Source organism: Enterococcus sp. 5H, from assembly GCF_028128615.1.
In the GTDB taxonomy this organism is placed as follows: domain Bacteria; phylum Bacillota; class Bacilli; order Lactobacillales; family Enterococcaceae; genus Enterococcus_L.
The window spans coordinates 125,009-144,975 of record NZ_AMDP01000022.1 but is presented as its reverse complement, the minus strand read 5'-3'; the positions used below and the strand labels follow the sequence as shown (position 1 = coordinate 144,975).

Sequence of the window (19,967 nt, the reverse complement as noted above, 5' to 3'; positions counted from 1 at the left end):
TAAGCTAATCATTGCTAAAGCAACTAATAGTAGATACATTCACGTCATTCCTACTTTTTTTATTTAAAGTGTTTTTCAATACTTAGAATAAATATTTTTCAACCTGTTTGATCTCAAATTATTTACTTTTTAACGGCATTAGCAAATGTGGGTTATTTTTATTTTATTTCGATTAATCCTAAATTATTGTTTTTGTATTCCGAATGATACAATGTTGGTGTTTTTATAGATGGCTTAATATAAATTGTTAGCCAAAACTCTGGATTAGTCGATACATCGACTTTAATTGGATTTTTAGAACTATTTTCAGGAGAGTGAAACTGCTTATTCATTGATAATACATACCCAACTAATTCATAATTCATTGGTATTTTCGGTACAAACGAATAGATTGGCTCGTCGAATTTAAAAGTAATAATCCGTGTGTCAAATCCTATTGAATTATCAACACTAGAAGCCATCGTTAATGAAAACTCATCTTTTTTCTGTCCTGAGCTAGTACTACTTTCCAATAAACCATAACCTTGCTTAGGTATAACTACTTGATCGTTTGTTTCTGTTATTATTTGTCTAGCACGGACTGTCAATTTTTGATTTGCATAGATCAAGTTTCCTTCCTGAAATGTGCTACTAAAAGTCAATTCAAGCGGGGAAACATATTCTCCTTCCGGCATCACTAATTTAATAAAATCATAAGAAGCTATTTTTGTCGGAGTGATCGTTTCTTTCTTGTTTATCATTAATTTTTGATCAAATAATAAGTTTCCTGACGGAAGTGGATTACCCAAATTGTCATAAGCTTTTAATGATATTTTTTGTGGAATATCCGCTTCCCAATACACATCAGTGACTTCAATACCTTCCTTTTGATTCCCATACTCAGAAAATTCTACATAGAAACCAGTTTTATAACCTAAGTTGTTAGCATTTAAGTCATTCCAATATTTAGTGGTTGATTCTTGAGCAAATTCTAAGACGTGCTCACCACTTCCTCCAATACTACTATCGTATCCAGTATTGTTCGGTTCTGCAAAAGTTCCTCCAGTAACCGGATTGTTGAAGCCTTGATAAACGCCATTAGGTGCTTTACCACCTTCAGTATACTTCTTCTTATTGAAGAAAATTAAGCCAGCTTCCGGTCCATTAACCCAATACCAATTTGGTTCATTAAGCGCATAGCTAGTAATAATTGGCAATAGCTTGGGATCATCATTTATTTTACTGTTATCAGACTTGATAATTCTCGCGCCACCAAGCCATCCGGACTTTTTAGCAATATTATCGTAAACATGATCGTGTTCTTCTAAAGAAGTCAGAGTAGCCAAATAACCTGTCAGTCCTTTATAGGTCTCTTTTTTTGCTAAATTGTATGCCACCAACCAAGGATTAACAGCAGAAAAATAAGTATAGTAATGTACTTTTCCATTTGGATCTACCCAAGATGTGTACACTTTTTTATGGAAGATTATGCGAATACTTCCCTTTTGATTTTTTTGAGACTCAACTGTAAATCGCAAACTATTTAAAAAATTAGTAATTGTCGTTAAATCATTTTGTTCCTTAATCGCAAAAGTAAAAGATTTGGAATCAGCCGTTGCACTGTTTTCATACGAGTACCATTTGGTTGGAAGCTTTAACGTTTTAAAGTCTTTAATTACGGCGTTACTCGGTGTTTGAATTTCTATAGACTCCATTTGGTTATTTAATGAGCTATCCAAATTCAGATTAATCAATTTCGCTTCATCCTGTGTTCGCTCAACACTAAAATCTACAGCTTTAGGTAAAGCTTTAACTTGTTTTTGTAATTCCTCAATCTTTTGACTACTTACCTTAGAAATATTATTAGATCGATCTACCGCTACTACATGTAAATATTTTTCGGAATCATTTTCATGAATTGTAAATGCACTTGCAGTTTTATAATCAATAGAATTATCGCTTGATGCAACATACCGATCAAAAGACTCTGAACCAATCTTGCCATAAGCATCCTTATATCTTTCAACTTTCTCGATTAATTTTGATGTTGCAGAATCAGTCACTTCATAGAAATAACCAGCGGTATTACTCACAATAGTTTCTTTGACTATATTTGATTTTTGAGAAACTCCAGATTTATTACTGGCTTCTACATACCATTGATATTCCGTTCCATTATCAAGTGCATCCACCTCAATATTGATATCATCTTCTCTGCCATAACGCACACTAATTTTGGGTGCATCAGGTGCTTGGTCATCTTTAATCGTTTGGTCATATGCAAATTTGTCTGAAGTTACTTGAGCCAAATTATATAAAGTATTAGTAATTATTTTCCTTTCATCTAATGTAGGATTTTGATTAATTTGAATTATTCCAATATTGTTACTTGTTTTTAAATATTCATTATTAGTTAAAGTATTATATTCAAGCCACGTTGTCCCACTATCTGTCGTTGTTCGTTCGACAGTTTTAGTACTAGATGTAGTTAAAACTGCATCATCTTTTATTTCAATAGGATATTTCATTAAATAACCATTATTAATTACCTTTACTTCATCAATTGCTGCTAATTCAGTTGACTCAATCACGTTTATATCTAGTGTATCTTCGAATTCTGACTGCATATTAATAATGGCATTACTTCCAAATAATCCTCCTCGACCACTCCCTAGAAATAACTTAGTTGCTTCCATAGCATCCTGACTTAGTTTATTCGTTTGATCTTCCTCTTTAACAATCATCATAATTACATCATATTGATATTCACCTTTACTATTTTTCAAATAGCTATCAGGATTTTCATTATATTTATTTAATGATTCCGAGTTAATCTTAAGCTGATTTTTACCAATTGAAGACTCTGTTTGCAATTCTTTTATCCAACTATTGTTTCTTTCATCTTCATCAAAGTATACATTTAACACTTTAATTGGTTTGCCATAGTTCGCAGATCGCTTATTCCAAGTAGAACCATTCTCAGATTGATACAATTGATAACCAACCTCATTTACATTACGAATAGTATTCCACTCCAACTTGACATAATTTTTTCCTTCTTCTTCGCTCCATTTACTTTTAGCCGTCGTTCTAAAATTTTCTTCCCCTAATACCTTAGACGCTTTCATATCACCTTTATTTACAAAAAAATAGCCGCTAACTAAAAAAAGAACTACTACTAACAAAAACTGCCATTTCTTTTTAATTTTTTTATTCGTTTGCCGTATTCTCTTTTTCATCTTATCTCCTTCTCATCAATACTCACCAAATCAATGATTCTTTTTCAAATAGGCCTAAACAGACGTGTTAACTAACGAGAACTAACAAGGAATTCACGAAAATTGCCAAGAATCACCTTGAACTTATGAATCCATGATGATTGGTACCTACTCAGTGCTCTTCAAATTTTTGTGAATTTCAACTTATTTCCAAATGAGACTGCTTCTGCTTCTATAGTTTATCCAGTCACTAAATGCTTGATTATAATTCAAAGAACCATATCGCAAGCTTTAATAGAAAATGAGCAACCTAGCATATAGAACCAATTACCTAACCTAAATTGTTTTTCCTACTAATTGTCGATCGATTATTCCCAATGCTCCACTAGTAGGTACTGTGCCTTGCCACCAAGCATCACGATAAGCATATTTTCCACAATTGATAGCTTCCACTTTTATTAATAGACTAAAAACAGCTTGTTGGTACTCTTGTCCCAATCCACTTTTTAATTTAACTTGTGTAAATAAATTTTCTGTTGCATTGGACTTTCCAGGCTTTAAAACATTTAAGTAGTAGTAATAACCATCTTCCCCTAATTTCCAGTTAGCACTATTTAAATCTAAAAGTATTTCATTTCCAATTTTCGAAGGTAGTAATTGGGTAGCCCCTTTGCTTTCTATCCGAACTTCAGGATGCAGCATAACACGTACAAACTGATTAACCGTTCCCGAATTCGTAATAGTCACTTTTTTTTCTATAGGTTTATTGGGTAAAATTGTAGTTGGTTCTGTAAAAACCTCATCAATCTTCGTTTGCAGATTTCCAATTTGAAATAAATTTACTTTTTCTTCTCTCATAGTCATGGCAGCATAAGCAGCTGTGCTTCCAATAATCAGACACACAATAACTACAGGTACGCCCCACATAAGATACCGACTTTGATTTCTTTGTATCATTTTAATCATCTCCTAATGAACTTTTTCACGATACATCGCTTCTATATGTGACCCAGGAGAAATTTTCCAATCTTCCATCAGAGCCTTTGTAATATCATGAGCATCCATAACTGGAACTAACTGATACAAAGAACCTTTATATTTATTAGGCAAATTTTTATCCAAAGAAACATTCCTAATTAATATCCTTGTACGATCCCCTGGTTCTAATATTTCTGAGTAGTAGAAGTATCCTTCTGAGTAAAACCAATAATTTTCCAATCCTGTTGCTGGTTGCCTGCTATCACTGTAAATATAATAGTCAAAAAAGTTAATTTTCAAATATTTAAGTCCTTCAATTGTTCGATTCCCTTTATAAACATAGGCTGTCTTTGGATTTTCCTTATCACTTTTATACACTTCGGATGCTTTATAATATTTTCCAGAAGCAAGTTTATATGTATTACCTTTTTTCCAAGTAGCAGAATCACTCATCGTCATATCCGTTCCACTTGAATTCGGTACAATTTTTAAATTTCCATTGCCAGCCCCATCAGACATATCAAGTTCAAATTGAGCAAGAAATTCATAGACAGAAACACGAATAATTACAGGTATTTGACCGTTATTTCTTATTAGAACCTTTTTCTCTGTTGATGCTCCAGGTACCCACTGCAGATTGGGTGTAAATACTTCTTCAATTTCAGCTGAAAGTTTTTTTCTACTTGATTTGCTTTGATTAATCTGTTCATCACTATAGGTAATCCATGAGTATGTACTACCCACAATTAAAAATAAACTTAACGCCACGGAAAATATTGCTAGAAGGGTTTTATTTTGGTTAATTACTTTCAATATATTTTTTTTCTTATTCATTATCTGTCCCTTTCTCTACCCAATGCCACTTTGATCTTCTTTTCTTTTTTTCCACAGTAAAATAGCAATCAATACTAATAACAACCCTGATAGGATTTTATAAATCAAATTTTTTATTTCTTCTCCCGTCCTAGGGAAAACGCCTTTTACTTTTGGCTTAACGGGAGAAACTGAACTATTTTCTGTCTTTTGAGGCAAATCAGGTTGATTTTTTGTAGCAATAAATGTCCATTGATATGTTAACTGACTCTCTTCTTTAAATTCTTGAATAGTTAAATCTTTAGATACTTCAAATTTTGCTGTTAAAACTTGATCTTTTCCATATTCACATGTTCCAATTATTAATGGTTGAACTGTCCAATCAAACTCTCCATTCCCTAGCAACGAACCTTGATATAATTTCTTTTCATCTAGAGACAACGTTAGCTGAATATTTTTGTCAAAATCAATAAGTCCTTTAGACGATACCGGACTAACCAAAAGTCCTAATTCAAAAGGTTCTTTTAAATCTAAGCTTCGAATTGTAATCGTTTTTTCATAAATCTCTCCAGGCAAGACATTTGGCAAATCAACATAGTACTCGCCTTCGGAAGAAGCATATACCCCTGTTTCATCGCCAATGACTAACCCAGAAGGAAGGGTTTGACTAGCAACAGCTAATAACGCTCCACTGGAAAAAGTAATAAAAACACTTAATATACTGCCTAAAATTATGAATAGCAGACGCTTTCGCATCAATCGCTGCTGCATCATTTTTCACCCTTCCATTCCTCAATTATTGTTAAATCTTAAATTAGCTTGCTGATTGTCCATCCAGATATGTTGTAATTTTTTTCGTGTCTGAGCCATCAGCTCCATTTAAGTTCCAACCAGTAGAATCAACTAAAGCTTCTTTTGTCGCTTGAATTGCTTCCATTTTAACAATTAAATCATAAGTCGCATTTGTATACTCTGTTCCAATTAAATTAGTGAATATTAATTTTTTCAACAGATTAGGAGTTGTTGCCCCAGATTTAACTGGACTTGTAAAGTAGAAATAACCATCTTCTTTATTGTATACCCACTTATCATTTGTAAGAGCTGCAGTCGTTACCATGTCTGTTCCATATTCTATATTGATTCCGTTAACGCCTAAAGCAGCTTTATCCGTTTGAACACCTTTTTTCTCTGTATCAGCTAACGGGATTTGATCCGCTCCTGTTGCAGGTGTAGCTGCTGGAATTGCTGATAATCCTAATGTTTTTGCAGTATAATCATAATCTACAGCATATTTTTTACCGGCACTTCCTAACAAAGAGGCTTTAGCAGCTGTTGCTTCAGCTGAGGCGCCTTCTAAAGACGACGATGCCCAGTTAGCTACATTATTACTATATCCGCCTTTGTAAACTGAATATTCAGCTTTATTCATCACAAGATTCCAATCTTGTACGTTTGTTCCAATTGAGTTACCACTTGCAATATTAACTTCTGAAGTCATTGCTTGATATTTACCAGTTTCGTATTCAAAAAATGCAGCAAAATTGAAATCAGTAGTTTCAGCGCCTGTTACAGGATCCTTAGTCACAGAACCTTTAGCATAAACTTTTACACCAGCTGGCATTCCAGCACCTGATCCGTCTTTGACTTTACTAGTTACATCAGTATAGCCACTTTGTGCATCAATATATTTTTCACCATCATATTCAACTGGTACATCATCAGATAGAGTTGATGTTGCATTTGCTACCCAACCTGAAGCCCGATTTGTTACTGCACCTTTTTCAGTTAGATGCTTCAACACTTCTTCATAAGAAACACGGACAAAGACAGGAGTATTACCCGAGTTTGTAACAGCTACTTCTTTTGTTGCTTCTGTACCAGGGATAATTGGTTTAGGATTCCAATTTTCCTCCACACTTACACTACCATCTTTGATTGCTGCCGATTTCACTCGGTTAATTCTTTGATCTTGAGAGTTAATCCAAGCAAATGTTCCCGCTCCAATTGTTAACACAGCCAAAAGTGCAGCTGCTGCTAACTTTTTCTTTTTGTTCTTCTTCATTTTTGTAATCCTCCTAAAATTTTTAATATATATTCTCACTTATAAAAAATAAGTGGTAATATCATCTTTCATATGTTCGATAGCTAGTATTTCTTCTGCAAATATTTTGTTCTTCATTCGGCGAAATCAAATAGGCTTTAATAACTAAAATAAATCCATACAAAGAAAGTACACTTACTAAGCACGCCCAAAACTGTTTTCGAATGAATTCCAAAATGTCACCCACATTAGGCACTGCAAATACTACTTTCCCTAACACGCGATTGGCGGGTATCGGCGGATCCTTACTTTTATTAGCATCACCTTTTGTGACAATAAAATCACCTTTTTCTCCATTCAGCTCATCTCTTCGTTCGATCATTCTATGCGTCAAATAGCGAGAACCATCTCCTACAGAGAAAGTTACGATATCATCTTTCTTAACCTTATTTCCATCAGTTAATTTAACAATTACAATATCTCCTGCGTAAAATCCACCGTCTGGCCCACCTTTTTGTGGAACCATAGAATTAGTTAGCACAGTATAAAACCGATAACCAAAAATTGAAGCTGTTGATTTAGAACTAAACGAAAACATAACTGCCATCATAATTATCCCCAAAGTAATCCCGTAAAAAATAAAATTTGCTAAAAAAGAAAAAAGCAGCGACCCAGCATTTTTTTGAACTACAATTTCCCGATTTCTCTCATAGCTATCTCTCATTCTTTTTCGCTGAATTGGGCGACGCCGACGTTCGTATACTCCGTTCGAAAGAGGACGTGCTGTTGAATTTTTCTTAGATTTTAATCCACGCTGTTCGTATCTTTCATTTGAATACAATCTTCTATTTTCTGAACGATCATGGGTACGCTGATCTGCAGATCTTCGTCTGCCTCTTTCATCTCTAGAACGATTACTATAACGAACAGTCTCTTTTTTTGACATATTCGGTTTCCTTTCTTGGAGGTTTTGATAATTTTTTTCAGAAGAAGTCTTTATCACAACTTACTTCATTTAAGAAACTACTAAAAACAAAAATAAACAAAGACCTAAATACCATAAATATTTTTTTTCATCCTACACAAAAAACTTTACTACTTGTTATTTTTTATGTCAATATATTTTTAATAATTTTTATTTTTTATAACCTTAAATATTTTCAAACACCCTAATATGTATTTAATCTTACTAAGAAAATTATGTTTCTTTTCCACTCCATTTTTGACCCACATTTAAAAATACTGTTAAATCAATGAAAATGAGTTTAAATCCGATAGTTACAAAAACAAATTACAAAAAATAGAAATAGAACATCACAAAAATAGATTTATACAAATTTATAAAAACAAAACTCCTTTCAAATATATTGTTATTTTTAAAAAACAAAAAAACACTCTTTAAGTTATTTTATAATTGTTAAAAACATAGAAATATCCAGTTTAAAACTATTAACAAACTACTTTTTATTCTAAAAACAAAAATAAACCGTACAAATTCTTGATTTAAACCAATCAAGTCGTACGGTTTTTTCCATTTTATAAATATTTATGCCTCAAATAAACTTCTAGTTGCTTCTCTTATTTTTTGTGCTACATAAGGATTATTCATTGTATACAAGTGAATTCCCGACACTCCTTGAGCCACTAAATCAACAATTTGGTTAATTGCATAGGCGATTCCGGCATCACGAATTGCTTCAGGATTATGTTCATATCGTTCCATCATTTTCAGAAATTTTGACGGTAAATTAACATTTGACATTTTAACAATCCGTTCAATCTGTTTTTTGTTAACAACAGGCATAATTCCCGCTTGAATTGGAACACGAATATCAACGATATCACATTTTTCTTTGAATGTATAAAAGTAATTATTATCGAAAAACAACTGTGTAATTAACTGATTTGTCCCAGCATCAACTTTTCGTTTTAAATTTTTAATATCAACAACAGAATTCACAGCATCTCCATGCGTTTCTGGATAACAAGCCCCAATAATATTAAATTCTCCTTGTTCATGAATAAAAGCAACTAGATCATTCGCATATAAAAAATCTTTCTTGGGCTCTTTATCAGTAAGAATATCACCTCTAAGAGCTAAAATATTTTCTACTTTTTTCTGCTTTAATTCTTGTAAAATCGTACATATCTCCTCTTTTGAAAAATTCACAGCTGGTAAATGCGCAACACTTGGTAGAAACTGCTCTTCTTGAATTTTTTGAGCAATATCCGCGGTACTCAAATTATCACCTGTTCCTCCTGCTCCCAATGTTACACTGATAAAGTCTGGCTGCTGACCTTTTAATCGCTCCAAAGTATGATAAATCGTCTCAATCGGTGCAGTCCGTTTCGGAGGAAATATTTCATAAGAAAAAACAGTTTTTTCTTTAAACAAGCTATCTGTTCTCATTTACACCCCTCCACGTACCTTTTTAGCAGCTAATACAAGGTTCTCTAAACTAGCTTCTGTTTCAAATATGCCTCTAGTTTTTAAGCCGCAGTCAGGGTTTATCCAGATTTTTTCAATTGGTAACTTACTTAAAATATTATGGATTGTGGTCTCTATTTCTGTAACCAAAGGAACGCGAGGTGAGTGAATATCGTATACGCCTGGTCCAACTTGTGTTTGGAAATCAATCGCCTTCAATGCATTTAAAATATCCAAATTGGAACGAGAAGCTTCAAACGAAATAACATCTGCATCCATATTGTCAATATCTTGAATGATATCAGAAAATTCGCTATAGCACATATGCGTATGAATTTGGGTCTCAGGCTGAACCTTACTATGAACTAATCGAAAAGCTGGAATTGCCCAATCTAAATATTCAGAATGCCAGTCCGTTTGGCGTAAAGGCAACTTTTCACGCAGCGCCGCTTCATCAATTTGAATAATTTTAATTCCATTTGCTTCTAAATCCAAAACTTCTTCTTGAATCGCTAATGCCAATTGCAATGTCGCTTCTTTCAAACTTATATCTTCTCGTGGAAATGACCAATTCAAAATAGTTACTGGTCCTGTTAACATTCCTTTCATTGGTTTATCCGTTAGTGTTTGCGCATATTTAGAATAAAAGACCGTAATTGGTTTTGAGCGTGACACATCTCCCCAGACGATTGGCGGTTTTACACAGCGGGTACCATAAGACTGAACCCAAGCCTTTTCTGTAAATAGATAGCCTTCCAAACTTTCGCCAAAATACTCTACCATATCATTACGTTCAAATTCTCCATGAACTAAGACATCTAAATCAATTTTTTCTTGAAACTCAACACATTCAGCTATTTTCTTTTGATTAAATACTGTATATTCAGCTTCAGAAATTTCACCTTTTTTAAATTTCGCACGATTTTGTTTCACTTCTTTTGTCTGCGGGAAGGAACCAATTGTAGTTGTCGGTAAAATAGGTAACTTTAATTGTTCTTTTTGAATTTCAGCTCGTTTCGCTAAAACAGGGACTCGTATAAAATCATTCTCAGTCAATGATTCAATTTTTTTAGCTACTTGTGGATTTTTAGAAAAGCGTTCTTGTTTAAATAATGCTATATTCTGCTCCAGACTTTCCTGATGTTCACCTTTATTCATAATAATATTTTTCAAATCTGTTAATTCTGTTAATTTTTCAACTGCAAAAGCAAAATATTTCAATACTTCTTTATTTAAACTTGTTTCGCTTGAAATAGTGTACGGAACATGTAGCAATGAACAAGATGTATTTAAGACTACCTTGCCAAATAACTGAATTTTTCCAAGTAAAGCTATAGTATCTTCATAATTATTTTTCCAAATATTTTTCCCATTAACTATTCCGGCAAACAATAATTTATCTTTAGGAAATCCATGTTCTTCAAGCAATTCCAGCGTCTTGCGTCCTTCCACAAAATCCAAACCAATTCCATCAAAAGGAAGATTAATTAAGTCTTGATACACATCTCGAACGTCTCCGAAATAAGTTTGTACCAGTACTTTTAACTTTCCCTTTTTAGCTAATAATTTTGTATATAACTCCTTAAATTGTTGTACTTCCTCTGAAGTAATATCCAAAACTAATGCTGGTTCATCAATCTGAAGCCATTCACCGCTCTCAAGGTTCAATCGTTCAAAAATTTCAACATAAGCAGCAATTGCTTCCTCATAAAAATCTTTGGCTTTTTTTGAACCATGATAACTTGCCAATTTTAATAGCGTAAAAGGTCCTAGAATCGTTGGTCGTGTAGTTATTCCATTTGCTTTTGCTTCGTTAAAAGTTGTAAATAATTGCTCTCCAACCAGCTTAATTTGAGTTTCATCATCAAGTTCTGGAACCATATAATGATAATTGGTATTAAACCATTTTTTCATTGCTAACGCTGTCACATCTCCAGCCTCACCTTGATACCCTCTAGCTAATGCAAAATACGTTTCCAAGGGCGACAAATTTAGCTCCTGGTATTTTTTAGGTACTATATTCAATAAAACTGCTGTATCTAATGTTGTATCAAAATAAGAAAAATCACCACTTGGAATAAAATCAATTCCCTGATTAACTAAAAGCTGCCAATGTTTTTTTCGTAACTCTTGGCCTATTTTTTCCAGCTCATCCGCTGAAATTTCTTTTCTAAAATATTTCTCTGTTGCAAATTTAAGCTCTCTAACTTCTCCCACTCTTGGGAACCCGATAATTGATGTTTTCATACATTTCCTCCTTCAAAAAGGTATTTCAACTACTTTACCACGAGAAAGAAATATAGAATAACACTTATTTTCTATCAAAGTTTATAGATTTAAACTATATAAAAAAGACAACGACCTCATTCCAAAGAAGTCATCATCTAAAAAATTATTCTTTTTTCTCTGCTAAAAAAGCTTTGGCATCTATGTTAATTGCTTTTAAATCAATCCTTTGTTTTGTTGCTGCAAACAGACAGCCACAATAACATTGACGATAAACATCATACTCTTTGCACAACTCAATCGAACGTTTATAGCCATTATTTTTCTTGAAATCACTAGGTAAATAATTTGTCGCATAAAATTTTTGAATATCAATACCTATTTTATTAATTAACTGACTATTTTTCTTCGGTGATAGCGTTAACGCACTACCAAAATAATCATAACATAATTCCTGCGCTTTTTCGGCAACAATATCCAAACGCATTTGAAAACAAGCAGAGCAGCGTTTGCCCCCTTCTGGTTCTTCTGTCAACGCTTTTTCCTGCACCATTTGAATGAATTTATTCGGTTCATAAGAAGCAGCTAAAAACTGAACACTATTGCTAGTCCGCTCATTAAACGCTTCAACAAATTCTTTTTGAACCAGCTCTCGACGCTGATACTCTGCTCGAGGATGAATATTAGAATTAGCAAAATAAATTGTCACATCTGCAAATTTAGTCAAGTATTCCAATGTATACGTACTACACGGCGCACAACAGCTATGAAGTAAAACAGTCGGGCGTACATCGGATTTTTCCCATTCTGCAATTACTTTTTGTAATACTCGATCATAGTTTATTTTTTGATTTGGTATCATTTTTTCTGTTATTTCAGTTAAATTTATCATAAGACCTCCATTGAAAGGTGCATCCTACTGCTATTTTACTAAGTTCAGAAAAATTTAGCTAGCTTTTTTTGCTTTCAGAACAAACTATTTACAAAATAGTCTGCTATAAAATTTTCTACTTTAAACATACTAAAATACTATTATTAAAAAAATATCGAAGAATCAAAATTCCCTACCACCAACTTCTGGAATAACTTTTCAACAACAGATCTAACTTAGATCAGAAGTAAATAAAAAAAGCGGGAACAAAAAAGTATTTTCACCTTTTCTTCCCGTTCATTTTTATTTTACAGCTCTTCTTACTTTAAAGTATTCAATATGCGCATGTTCATAATCCATCACTTCAAAGGTAAAATCATCTATCATAATTTTATCCCCCACAGTAATTTTGTTTTCTTTTTGTTCCACAATAAATCCTGCTAAGGTACTCATTTCTGATGCTTCAAAAGCTGGAATTTTAACTTTAAAGTAGCGTTCAAAATCATCAAGTGTAATTTTTCCTGAAATAATATAAGCGTTATCCGATTCTTTAGCAATCAATGCATTTTCTAAATCTGTTTCATCACGAATATCCCCAACTAGCTCTTCTAAAATATCTTCGATTGTAACCATACCTGTTGTTCCACCATACTCGTCCTTCAAAATCGCAATATGCTTGCCTTCTTTTCTCATCATTGTTAGTAAACTTTTGATGGGAATAGTAGCTAGTACAACAATCGGCTCTTCAACTAACTCACTGACTTTCTTTTTCTTATCGACAAATGATTCTTTAATCAACGCTGGCAATGTAACATACCCCAACACTTGATCTTTTGACTCCTCGATAACTGGATAACGACTATGTCCTCGTTTTAATGAATGTTGAATGGCTTGTTCTACGGTTTCGTTAGCTTCAAAAACTTCCATTGACGTTCGATCAACTTGGATTTCTTTTGCAAGAGTATCATCAAATTCAAAAATATTTTCCATATAATGATATTCTTCTTTCGTTAGTTCACCTTTTTTATAGGAATCCACAGCGACAAATAAAAGTTCTTCTTGGGTTAATGTCTCTTCTCCTTCAGAAACTAATTTTATGCCTAAAAGTTTTCCTAGTGCAGCAGCTGAGTGATTCAAGAGCCAAATAAACGGATACATCACTTTGTAAAAATAATGCAGTGGTTTTACAATAGCTAATACAACTTTTTCTGTTTGAGCAATACTATAACTTTTTGGCAAAAGTTCACCAACGACTACGTCTACATATGTTACAATAGCAAACCCAAGAATAACAGAAATCGTTCGACTTAATGCCCCACTAATTGGTAGCTCTCCAATCAATGGATGAAGCACTGCTGCGACAGAACCTTCACCAACCCAACCAATAATCAACCCAGTCAGTGTAATCCCTAATTGACTTGCCGATAAATAAGCATCTAAATGATGCGTCACGTGAATCGCCAATTCTGCGTTTTTAACGCCATCTTTTTTCAGTTGATCTAACCTTGACATTCGAATTTTTACTAATGCAAATTCACTCGCTACAAAAAATGCTGTAATAGCGATCATTAAAAATAATATAAAAAAATTAATTGCCAGCATGCTCTACACCTCTTTTTCTTCTTTCAATCATTATTATACTTGTCCTTTAAATTTAGCGCGAATGGAAGCTATTGTTTTGGATAAAAAGAGTATGAAACAAAACTTTTTTTAGTTTTGCTTCATACTCAAAATGTACATAAATGGCGCGAAAAAGAAGTACTACTAAACTTCTTTTTCAATTGTGTCCTTTTACAAAGCAGCTTTTCTTTCACGTAATCTAGTTTTCCGAGTATTTCCAATGATTAATGGAACTGACTCGTATTTGACTTCACTATATTCCAAACCAAACCAGTTTTCCGGTGAAGTTGTTCTTTTTTTGAGTGCCAATTTTATTTGCATAATCTGACGATCCCATTTTTTTAATTCCGTTACTTTTGACAATTCCTCACGGATAATAATAAATTGGAAATCTCCTACCTCACGCCCTGGAGTTAATGAATATTTTTGCGGTTGTTTTGGTAAACGTCCTTCTTTCATCAAGTCATGAACAATCTGACGGATATAAATATTCACTTCTTGCGCAACATGGAAACCTAGATATAGCTGAACTTGAACAATAAAATCTGTTCCCATCATATCTACTGAATATTCTTTCGTAAAAGGTTCATCCGTTACTTCAACATTAACAAACCAATATACATTAGCCCTTTTAGGCTGTTTATCTAAAATTGAATAAATGATTTGACGTCCAATTTCATCACCAATTTTATCAGGAGTCATAAAGACCACATTTGTTTGTGATTTTGGAACAGTCGGATCATCTTTTAACATCCTTAACTGTTCTACGTATTGATCTAGAGGAACTGTATCTGATGTTTTTTCTTTGATTATATTGCCCCACTCCCAAACAGTCATTACAGTCAAAATCAATAATGCAATTCCCACAGCCACGTAACCGCCATGGAAGAACTTCGCAATACTTGAAACAAAGAAAATAGATTCAATGCTACCAAAGAATAACGTAACTAAGTAAACAATCCAACTTGGTACACCTTTTTGCAACAAGTAAAACATCAATAATACTGTCGTCATTAACATTGTCACTGTAATTGAAAGACCGTATGCCGCTTCCATATGCGTTGAAGTTCTAAATGTCACAACAATCAATGAACAAACAATCCACAAAATCATGTTAACTGCTGGAATATACATCTGTCCGATATTTGATCCTGGATAAATAATCTTCAACCTTGGTAATAGCTTCAATTTTATCGCTTCCGAAACTAACGTAAACGAACCAGAAATCAATGCTTGAGAAGCAATAACCGCAGCTACAGTAGCAAAGACAACTCCTACCAACATAATACTATTTGGCATCATTTGGAAAAACGGATTTAAACTTTCAATCGCTAGAATAGATGGATCATTTTTTGCATTTAACACCCAAGCTGCTTGTCCTAAATAATTAAGAACTAAACAAACTTTAATATATGGCCAACTAGCACGAATATTATGTTTTCCAACATGACCTAAATCTGAATACAATGCCTCTGCACCAGTCGTTGCTAAAAAGACATTTCCAAGTACAAATATCCCTAACTTATTCTCAGGACTAAATAGTAAATGAACCGCATAATAAGGATTTAACGCACGAAGTACCGTCCAGTCCTGTCCAAAATTAATGAGACCCATAATTCCTAAAAAAGTGAACCAAGCAAACATAATTGGACCAAAAGCTTTTCCTACAGCATCCGTCCCAAATCGTTGAATCGAAAATAGAATCAGAATAATAGCCAATGTAATAATCACAATGATATTTTGGTCATTCCCAAAGCGATCAAAGAAAATCGGAATTCCACGCAGCCCTTCGATGGCAGTCGTTACCGTAACAGCTGGTGTCAACACACCATCTGCTAACAATGCTGCACCTCCGATCATCGCTGGAATAATCAAGTACTTACTCTTTTTACGTACAAGTGTATAAAGTGAAAAAATACCGCCTTCTCCATGATTATCTGCGTTTAAAGCAATGACCACATATTTAATTGTCGTTAAAATTGTCAATGTCCAAAATATTAATGACACGGCTCCAATAATAAAGTCCTCAGAAACATTTTTCAGACCGCCATTGTCACCAACGATCGCTTTCATCACATAAAGCGGACTTGTTCCGATATCGCCATAAACGACCCCCATCGCTACCAACAATCCGGCAGCAGTCAATTTCTGATGATGCGAAACTTTCGACTTCTCTGTCACAAAAATTCTCCTCCTAATAAAAAAACTGGCTAATACAAAAAAGTAAAACAAGAGACCTAAGTGAAACGACACTTGGCCCTTACACTTAGGTCTCGCAATTTCATTCTTAGACCAGTGTTATCACACTTGCTGTTGATCTAAAAACATAGCTAAGCTATGCTGCTACTCCCCTAAGATTTTCACTTGGACAACCAAGCAAAAACAATGGTTACTATTAATAATTAATTTAAATAATCCAAATCAAAAAAATCAAAACAACTGATTTCGATAACAACTATAATACTCCTTCAACATTTTAGCAAGTCTTTTATGGAAATAATTTCAATAGTATTTTCAAAATAGCTTTTCATCTATAAAAAAAGCTTAATACTGATTCCCAAATAAGGAATCAAGTATTAAGCAAATTCTATTTATTCTTCTTCATCTTCTGTTGAATAATGGAATTTAATCATTTCATTAACAAAAATCGGAACAATTGATAATCCAATTACTAATAACCAGTGATTCATCCCAATAGGTACTAAACCAAACAACTCTTGAGTAAATGGCAACAACGCAATAACAGTAGTAATAATCACTGCTAGCACAGCCATTTCAAAAAGAGATTTATTTGATGATAACTTCACTCTAAAAATAGATTGCGTACTTCTTACATTAAACACATGTAAAATTGAAGAATACGCTAAAATCAAGAATGCTACGGTTTGACCAATTTCTTGGCTAGCATTAAAAAAATATGAAACAGAATCAACATTAGCTCCTAAGTAAAAACCAAATAAGGTAATTACTGTAAATACAAAAGCGTTAATCCCGATTTTTTGCCATAAACCGCGCGCAAAAATTCCTTCGTTTCTTGGAATTGGCGGTTCATCCATAATCCCGTTTTCAGCAGGTTCTTTCCCTAAAGCAAATCCAGGTAAGCCATCCGCGACCACGTTTACAAATAATAATTGTACAGCAGTAAAAGGTGCACCCCAGCCCATTAGCATAGCAATCAAGACAATAAAAATCTCAGAGATATTACAACTTAATAAGAAGTTTACAGCTTTACGAATATTGCGATACACTGCCCGACCTTGAGCTACGGCATCTACGATCGTCGCAAAATTATCATCTGTTAAGATCATATCAGCTGCGCCTTGAGCAACATCGGTTCCGGTAATTCCCATCGCACAACCAACGTCACTAGCTTTAAGCGCCGGCGCATCATTAACACCATCTCCGGTCATCGCAACAACAGCACCTGTCCGTTGCCAAGATTTAACAATCCTAATCTTATCTTCAGGAGTAACTCGTGCATAAACAGATAATGATTTCACTCGTGCATCTAATTCTTCATCCGTCATTTTTTGTAGTTCAGAGCCTGTCAAAGCTTCACTTTTGTCTTGTAAAATCCCTAGTTCTTTCGCAATCGCTCCTGCAGTGACTACATGATCTCCTGTAATCATAACAGTTTTGATGCCAGCCTTTTTCGCTCTAGCAATCGCGCCCTTACTTTCTGGTCTAGGCGGATCAATCATACCAATCAAACCTAATAGACGTAGATTTTTTTCCAAAGCTTCTGAGGTAATTTCCTTTGGTTCTTCATCATAAATAGCGTAACCTACTGCAATAACGCGCAGCGCACGTTTACCAAAACGATCATTTACAACAGCAGCCTGATCTAAATCTCCAAAACGGAAACGTGTTAACAACACATCAAAAGCACCTTTAGTTACAGAGATATATTTTTTCCCCATTTTATGAACTGTTGTCATCATTTTACGTTCTGAATCAAAAGGAATTTCACCAATTCTTGGATATTTTTCTTCTAATTCGGCTTTAGTATGATAGTTTTCTTCCACCGCTCGTACTATCGCTGCTTCTGTAGGATTTCCTTTAATAACTAAATCATCACCGTCTTTATCAACGATAACATCTGTACAAAGAGAAGCCATTTTTAAAACTTCCATTGCTTCATCGGTCATCGCATCTTCTGTATCTGTTACTTCATCACTACGTGACCAAACACGGCGGACCCGCATTTTATTTTGTGTTAATGTTCCGGTTTTATCAGAACAAATAACATTAGCTGTTCCCAACGTTTCAACAGCTGGCAAGCGGCGAATAATGGCATGTTTTTTCGCCATTTTCTGTACGCCATAAGCCAAAGTTAATGTAACAATAACCATTAACGTTTCTGGAACTGCTGCAACCGCTAAGGATACGGCAGTCATAAACATTTCTAATAAGGGCTCTCCTTGCAACTCACCAATGATAAATACAATCGCAGCTGCTGCTAAAGCAATCAGACTAATTCGCTTCCCTAATTGATTTAAACGTTTTTGCAGAGGTGTTTGCTGTGTCACATCATCATTTAGTAATCCAGCAATTTTACCCATCTCAGTCTGCATTCCCGTTGCAGTAACAATTGCTCTACCGCGTCCATTAGCTACAGTACACCCTTTAAAGACCATATTAATCTGATCGCCAAGAGGTGCATCTTGCTTCCCTATGTACTCTGAATCTTTTTCAACAGGTTCGCTTTCTCCTGTTAGGGCTGATTCTTCCACTCTAAGTTGAGATGTTTGAATTAAACGAGCATCTGCTGTAATCATTGATCCCGATTCTAACACCAGTATATCGCCAACAACGACATCTTCTGCATCAATAGTTTCTACTTTACCGCCACGTAAAACCGAACTGCTTTGTTTATTCATATCTTGCAGTGCAGCTAATGACTTTTCAGCATTTCCCTCTTGAACGATCGCAAGTACAGCATTAATAATTACAATAGCAATAATTAAAATCCCTTCAAAGTAATCACCATGTTCTGTGGCAATCGCTGTATAAAATGAAATAGCCGCTGCAACCAGTAAAATAATTGTTGTAAAATCTGATAAACTGTGAAGAAATTTTTTTAAAATCGAATCTTTTTTAGCTTCTTGAAATTTATTAGCACCATATTCTGCTAATCGCTTTTTGACTTCTTGTTCAGATAATCCAGTTTCTCTATTGGTATTCTTGTCCTTAATAATTGTTTCGATAGGTTGTTTGTATGCTTCCATCCTATTCCCCCACTTCAAATTTTTTTCTTCTATTAATAAAGCATCCATATTCACTATAACATGTTTAATTTTCAAACTTCAATAAAAATGGCTAATTTTTCATATTTTTTTCTAACTTTTTTCTTCCCACTCTCTTACTAAAAAAACATCTACATTTTAAGTCTTTAAAGTTGAAAACGTTTACTATCTATGTTACTATAATTGTAGAAGGAAGGAGGAAATATCAGTTGTATTGAAGAATTTCTCGAAGCATGAGATAAGTAAACACAAAATTGTTAGCAGAACACGATTCACCTTTCACCAAAGTATGTGTAGAGTAAATAATCAGAAAAACATCTTTTTAAATAGTGAATATGTGTAAAATTTTGGAAGAAAATAGTCCAATAACAACAAACACACATACAAAGATAGTTTGATTAAAAAAAAATTAGAAATTGAAACGTAGAAAATGTAATGAAGACAAGATTTGGTTTATGAACAAGAAATTCAACTAATTACTTTACATGTACGTCTAAAAGTAAAAAAAACAAAACTCAATACACTGATTCCTTCCGTAATCAAAGGC

General features: G+C 33.9%; 12 protein-coding genes. All 12 read right to left on the bottom strand.

Annotated elements, in window-relative coordinates; translation table 11 throughout:
• Positions 1-158: 158 nt before the first annotated feature.
• The 12 genes from C240_RS09925 to C240_RS09870 all read right to left on the bottom strand — a co-directional run bounded on the left by C240_RS09925 (position 159) and on the right by C240_RS09870 (position 19,402).
• Positions 159-3,218 carry a hypothetical protein gene (locus C240_RS09925; RefSeq protein ID WP_271494892.1) on the bottom strand — a complete coding sequence of 1,020 codons (3,060 nt, stop codon included), beginning with the start codon at positions 3,216-3,218 and terminating at the stop codon, positions 159-161.
• A gap of 315 nt (positions 3,219-3,533) precedes the next feature.
• Entirely contained in the window at positions 3,534-4,154 is a 621-nt protein-coding gene (locus tag C240_RS09920; RefSeq protein ID WP_271494889.1) for a hypothetical protein, read from the bottom strand.
• Positions 4,155-4,166: 12 nt separating this feature from the next.
• The gene (locus tag C240_RS09915) at positions 4,167-5,009 is read right to left on the bottom strand and encodes a BsaA family SipW-dependent biofilm matrix protein (RefSeq protein WP_271494884.1); all 843 of its coding nucleotides are present in this window, start codon (positions 5,007-5,009) and stop codon (positions 4,167-4,169) included.
• A gap of 15 nt (positions 5,010-5,024) precedes the next feature.
• Positions 5,025-5,762 carry an LPXTG cell wall anchor domain-containing protein gene (locus tag C240_RS09910; protein WP_333908810.1) on the bottom strand — a complete coding sequence of 246 codons (738 nt, stop codon included), beginning with the start codon at positions 5,760-5,762 and terminating at the stop codon, positions 5,025-5,027.
• A 40-nt stretch (positions 5,763-5,802) separates the two neighbouring features.
• Positions 5,803-7,050, bottom strand: coding sequence for a hypothetical protein (locus C240_RS09905; protein WP_271494881.1), 1,248 nt, complete (start codon positions 7,048-7,050; stop codon positions 5,803-5,805).
• Positions 7,051-7,111: 61 nt separating this feature from the next.
• Complete coding sequence (locus C240_RS09900; protein ID WP_271494878.1) at positions 7,112-7,975, bottom strand: signal peptidase I; 864 nt, start codon at positions 7,973-7,975, stop codon at positions 7,112-7,114.
• 600 nt (positions 7,976-8,575) lie between these two features.
• Complete coding sequence (gene metF / locus C240_RS09895; RefSeq protein WP_271494874.1) at positions 8,576-9,439, bottom strand: methylenetetrahydrofolate reductase [NAD(P)H]; 864 nt, start codon at positions 9,437-9,439, stop codon at positions 8,576-8,578.
• Positions 9,440-11,704, bottom strand: coding sequence for a 5-methyltetrahydropteroyltriglutamate--homocysteine S-methyltransferase (gene metE, locus C240_RS09890; RefSeq protein ID WP_271494871.1), 2,265 nt, complete (start codon positions 11,702-11,704; stop codon positions 9,440-9,442). It abuts the gene before it with no gap.
• A 145-nt stretch (positions 11,705-11,849) separates the two neighbouring features.
• Entirely contained in the window at positions 11,850-12,575 is a 726-nt protein-coding gene (locus C240_RS09885; RefSeq protein ID WP_271494868.1) for an epoxyqueuosine reductase QueH, read from the bottom strand.
• A 282-nt stretch (positions 12,576-12,857) separates the two neighbouring features.
• Complete coding sequence (locus tag C240_RS09880) at positions 12,858-14,153, bottom strand: hemolysin family protein (protein WP_271495207.1); 1,296 nt, start codon at positions 14,151-14,153, stop codon at positions 12,858-12,860.
• A 192-nt stretch (positions 14,154-14,345) separates the two neighbouring features.
• Positions 14,346-16,292, bottom strand: coding sequence for a KUP/HAK/KT family potassium transporter (locus tag C240_RS09875; protein WP_271495204.1), 1,947 nt, complete (start codon positions 16,290-16,292; stop codon positions 14,346-14,348).
• 473 nt (positions 16,293-16,765) lie between these two features.
• Complete coding sequence (locus tag C240_RS09870; RefSeq protein ID WP_271494865.1) at positions 16,766-19,402, bottom strand: calcium-translocating P-type ATPase, PMCA-type; 2,637 nt, start codon at positions 19,400-19,402, stop codon at positions 16,766-16,768.
• Positions 19,403-19,967 lie beyond the last annotated feature (565 nt).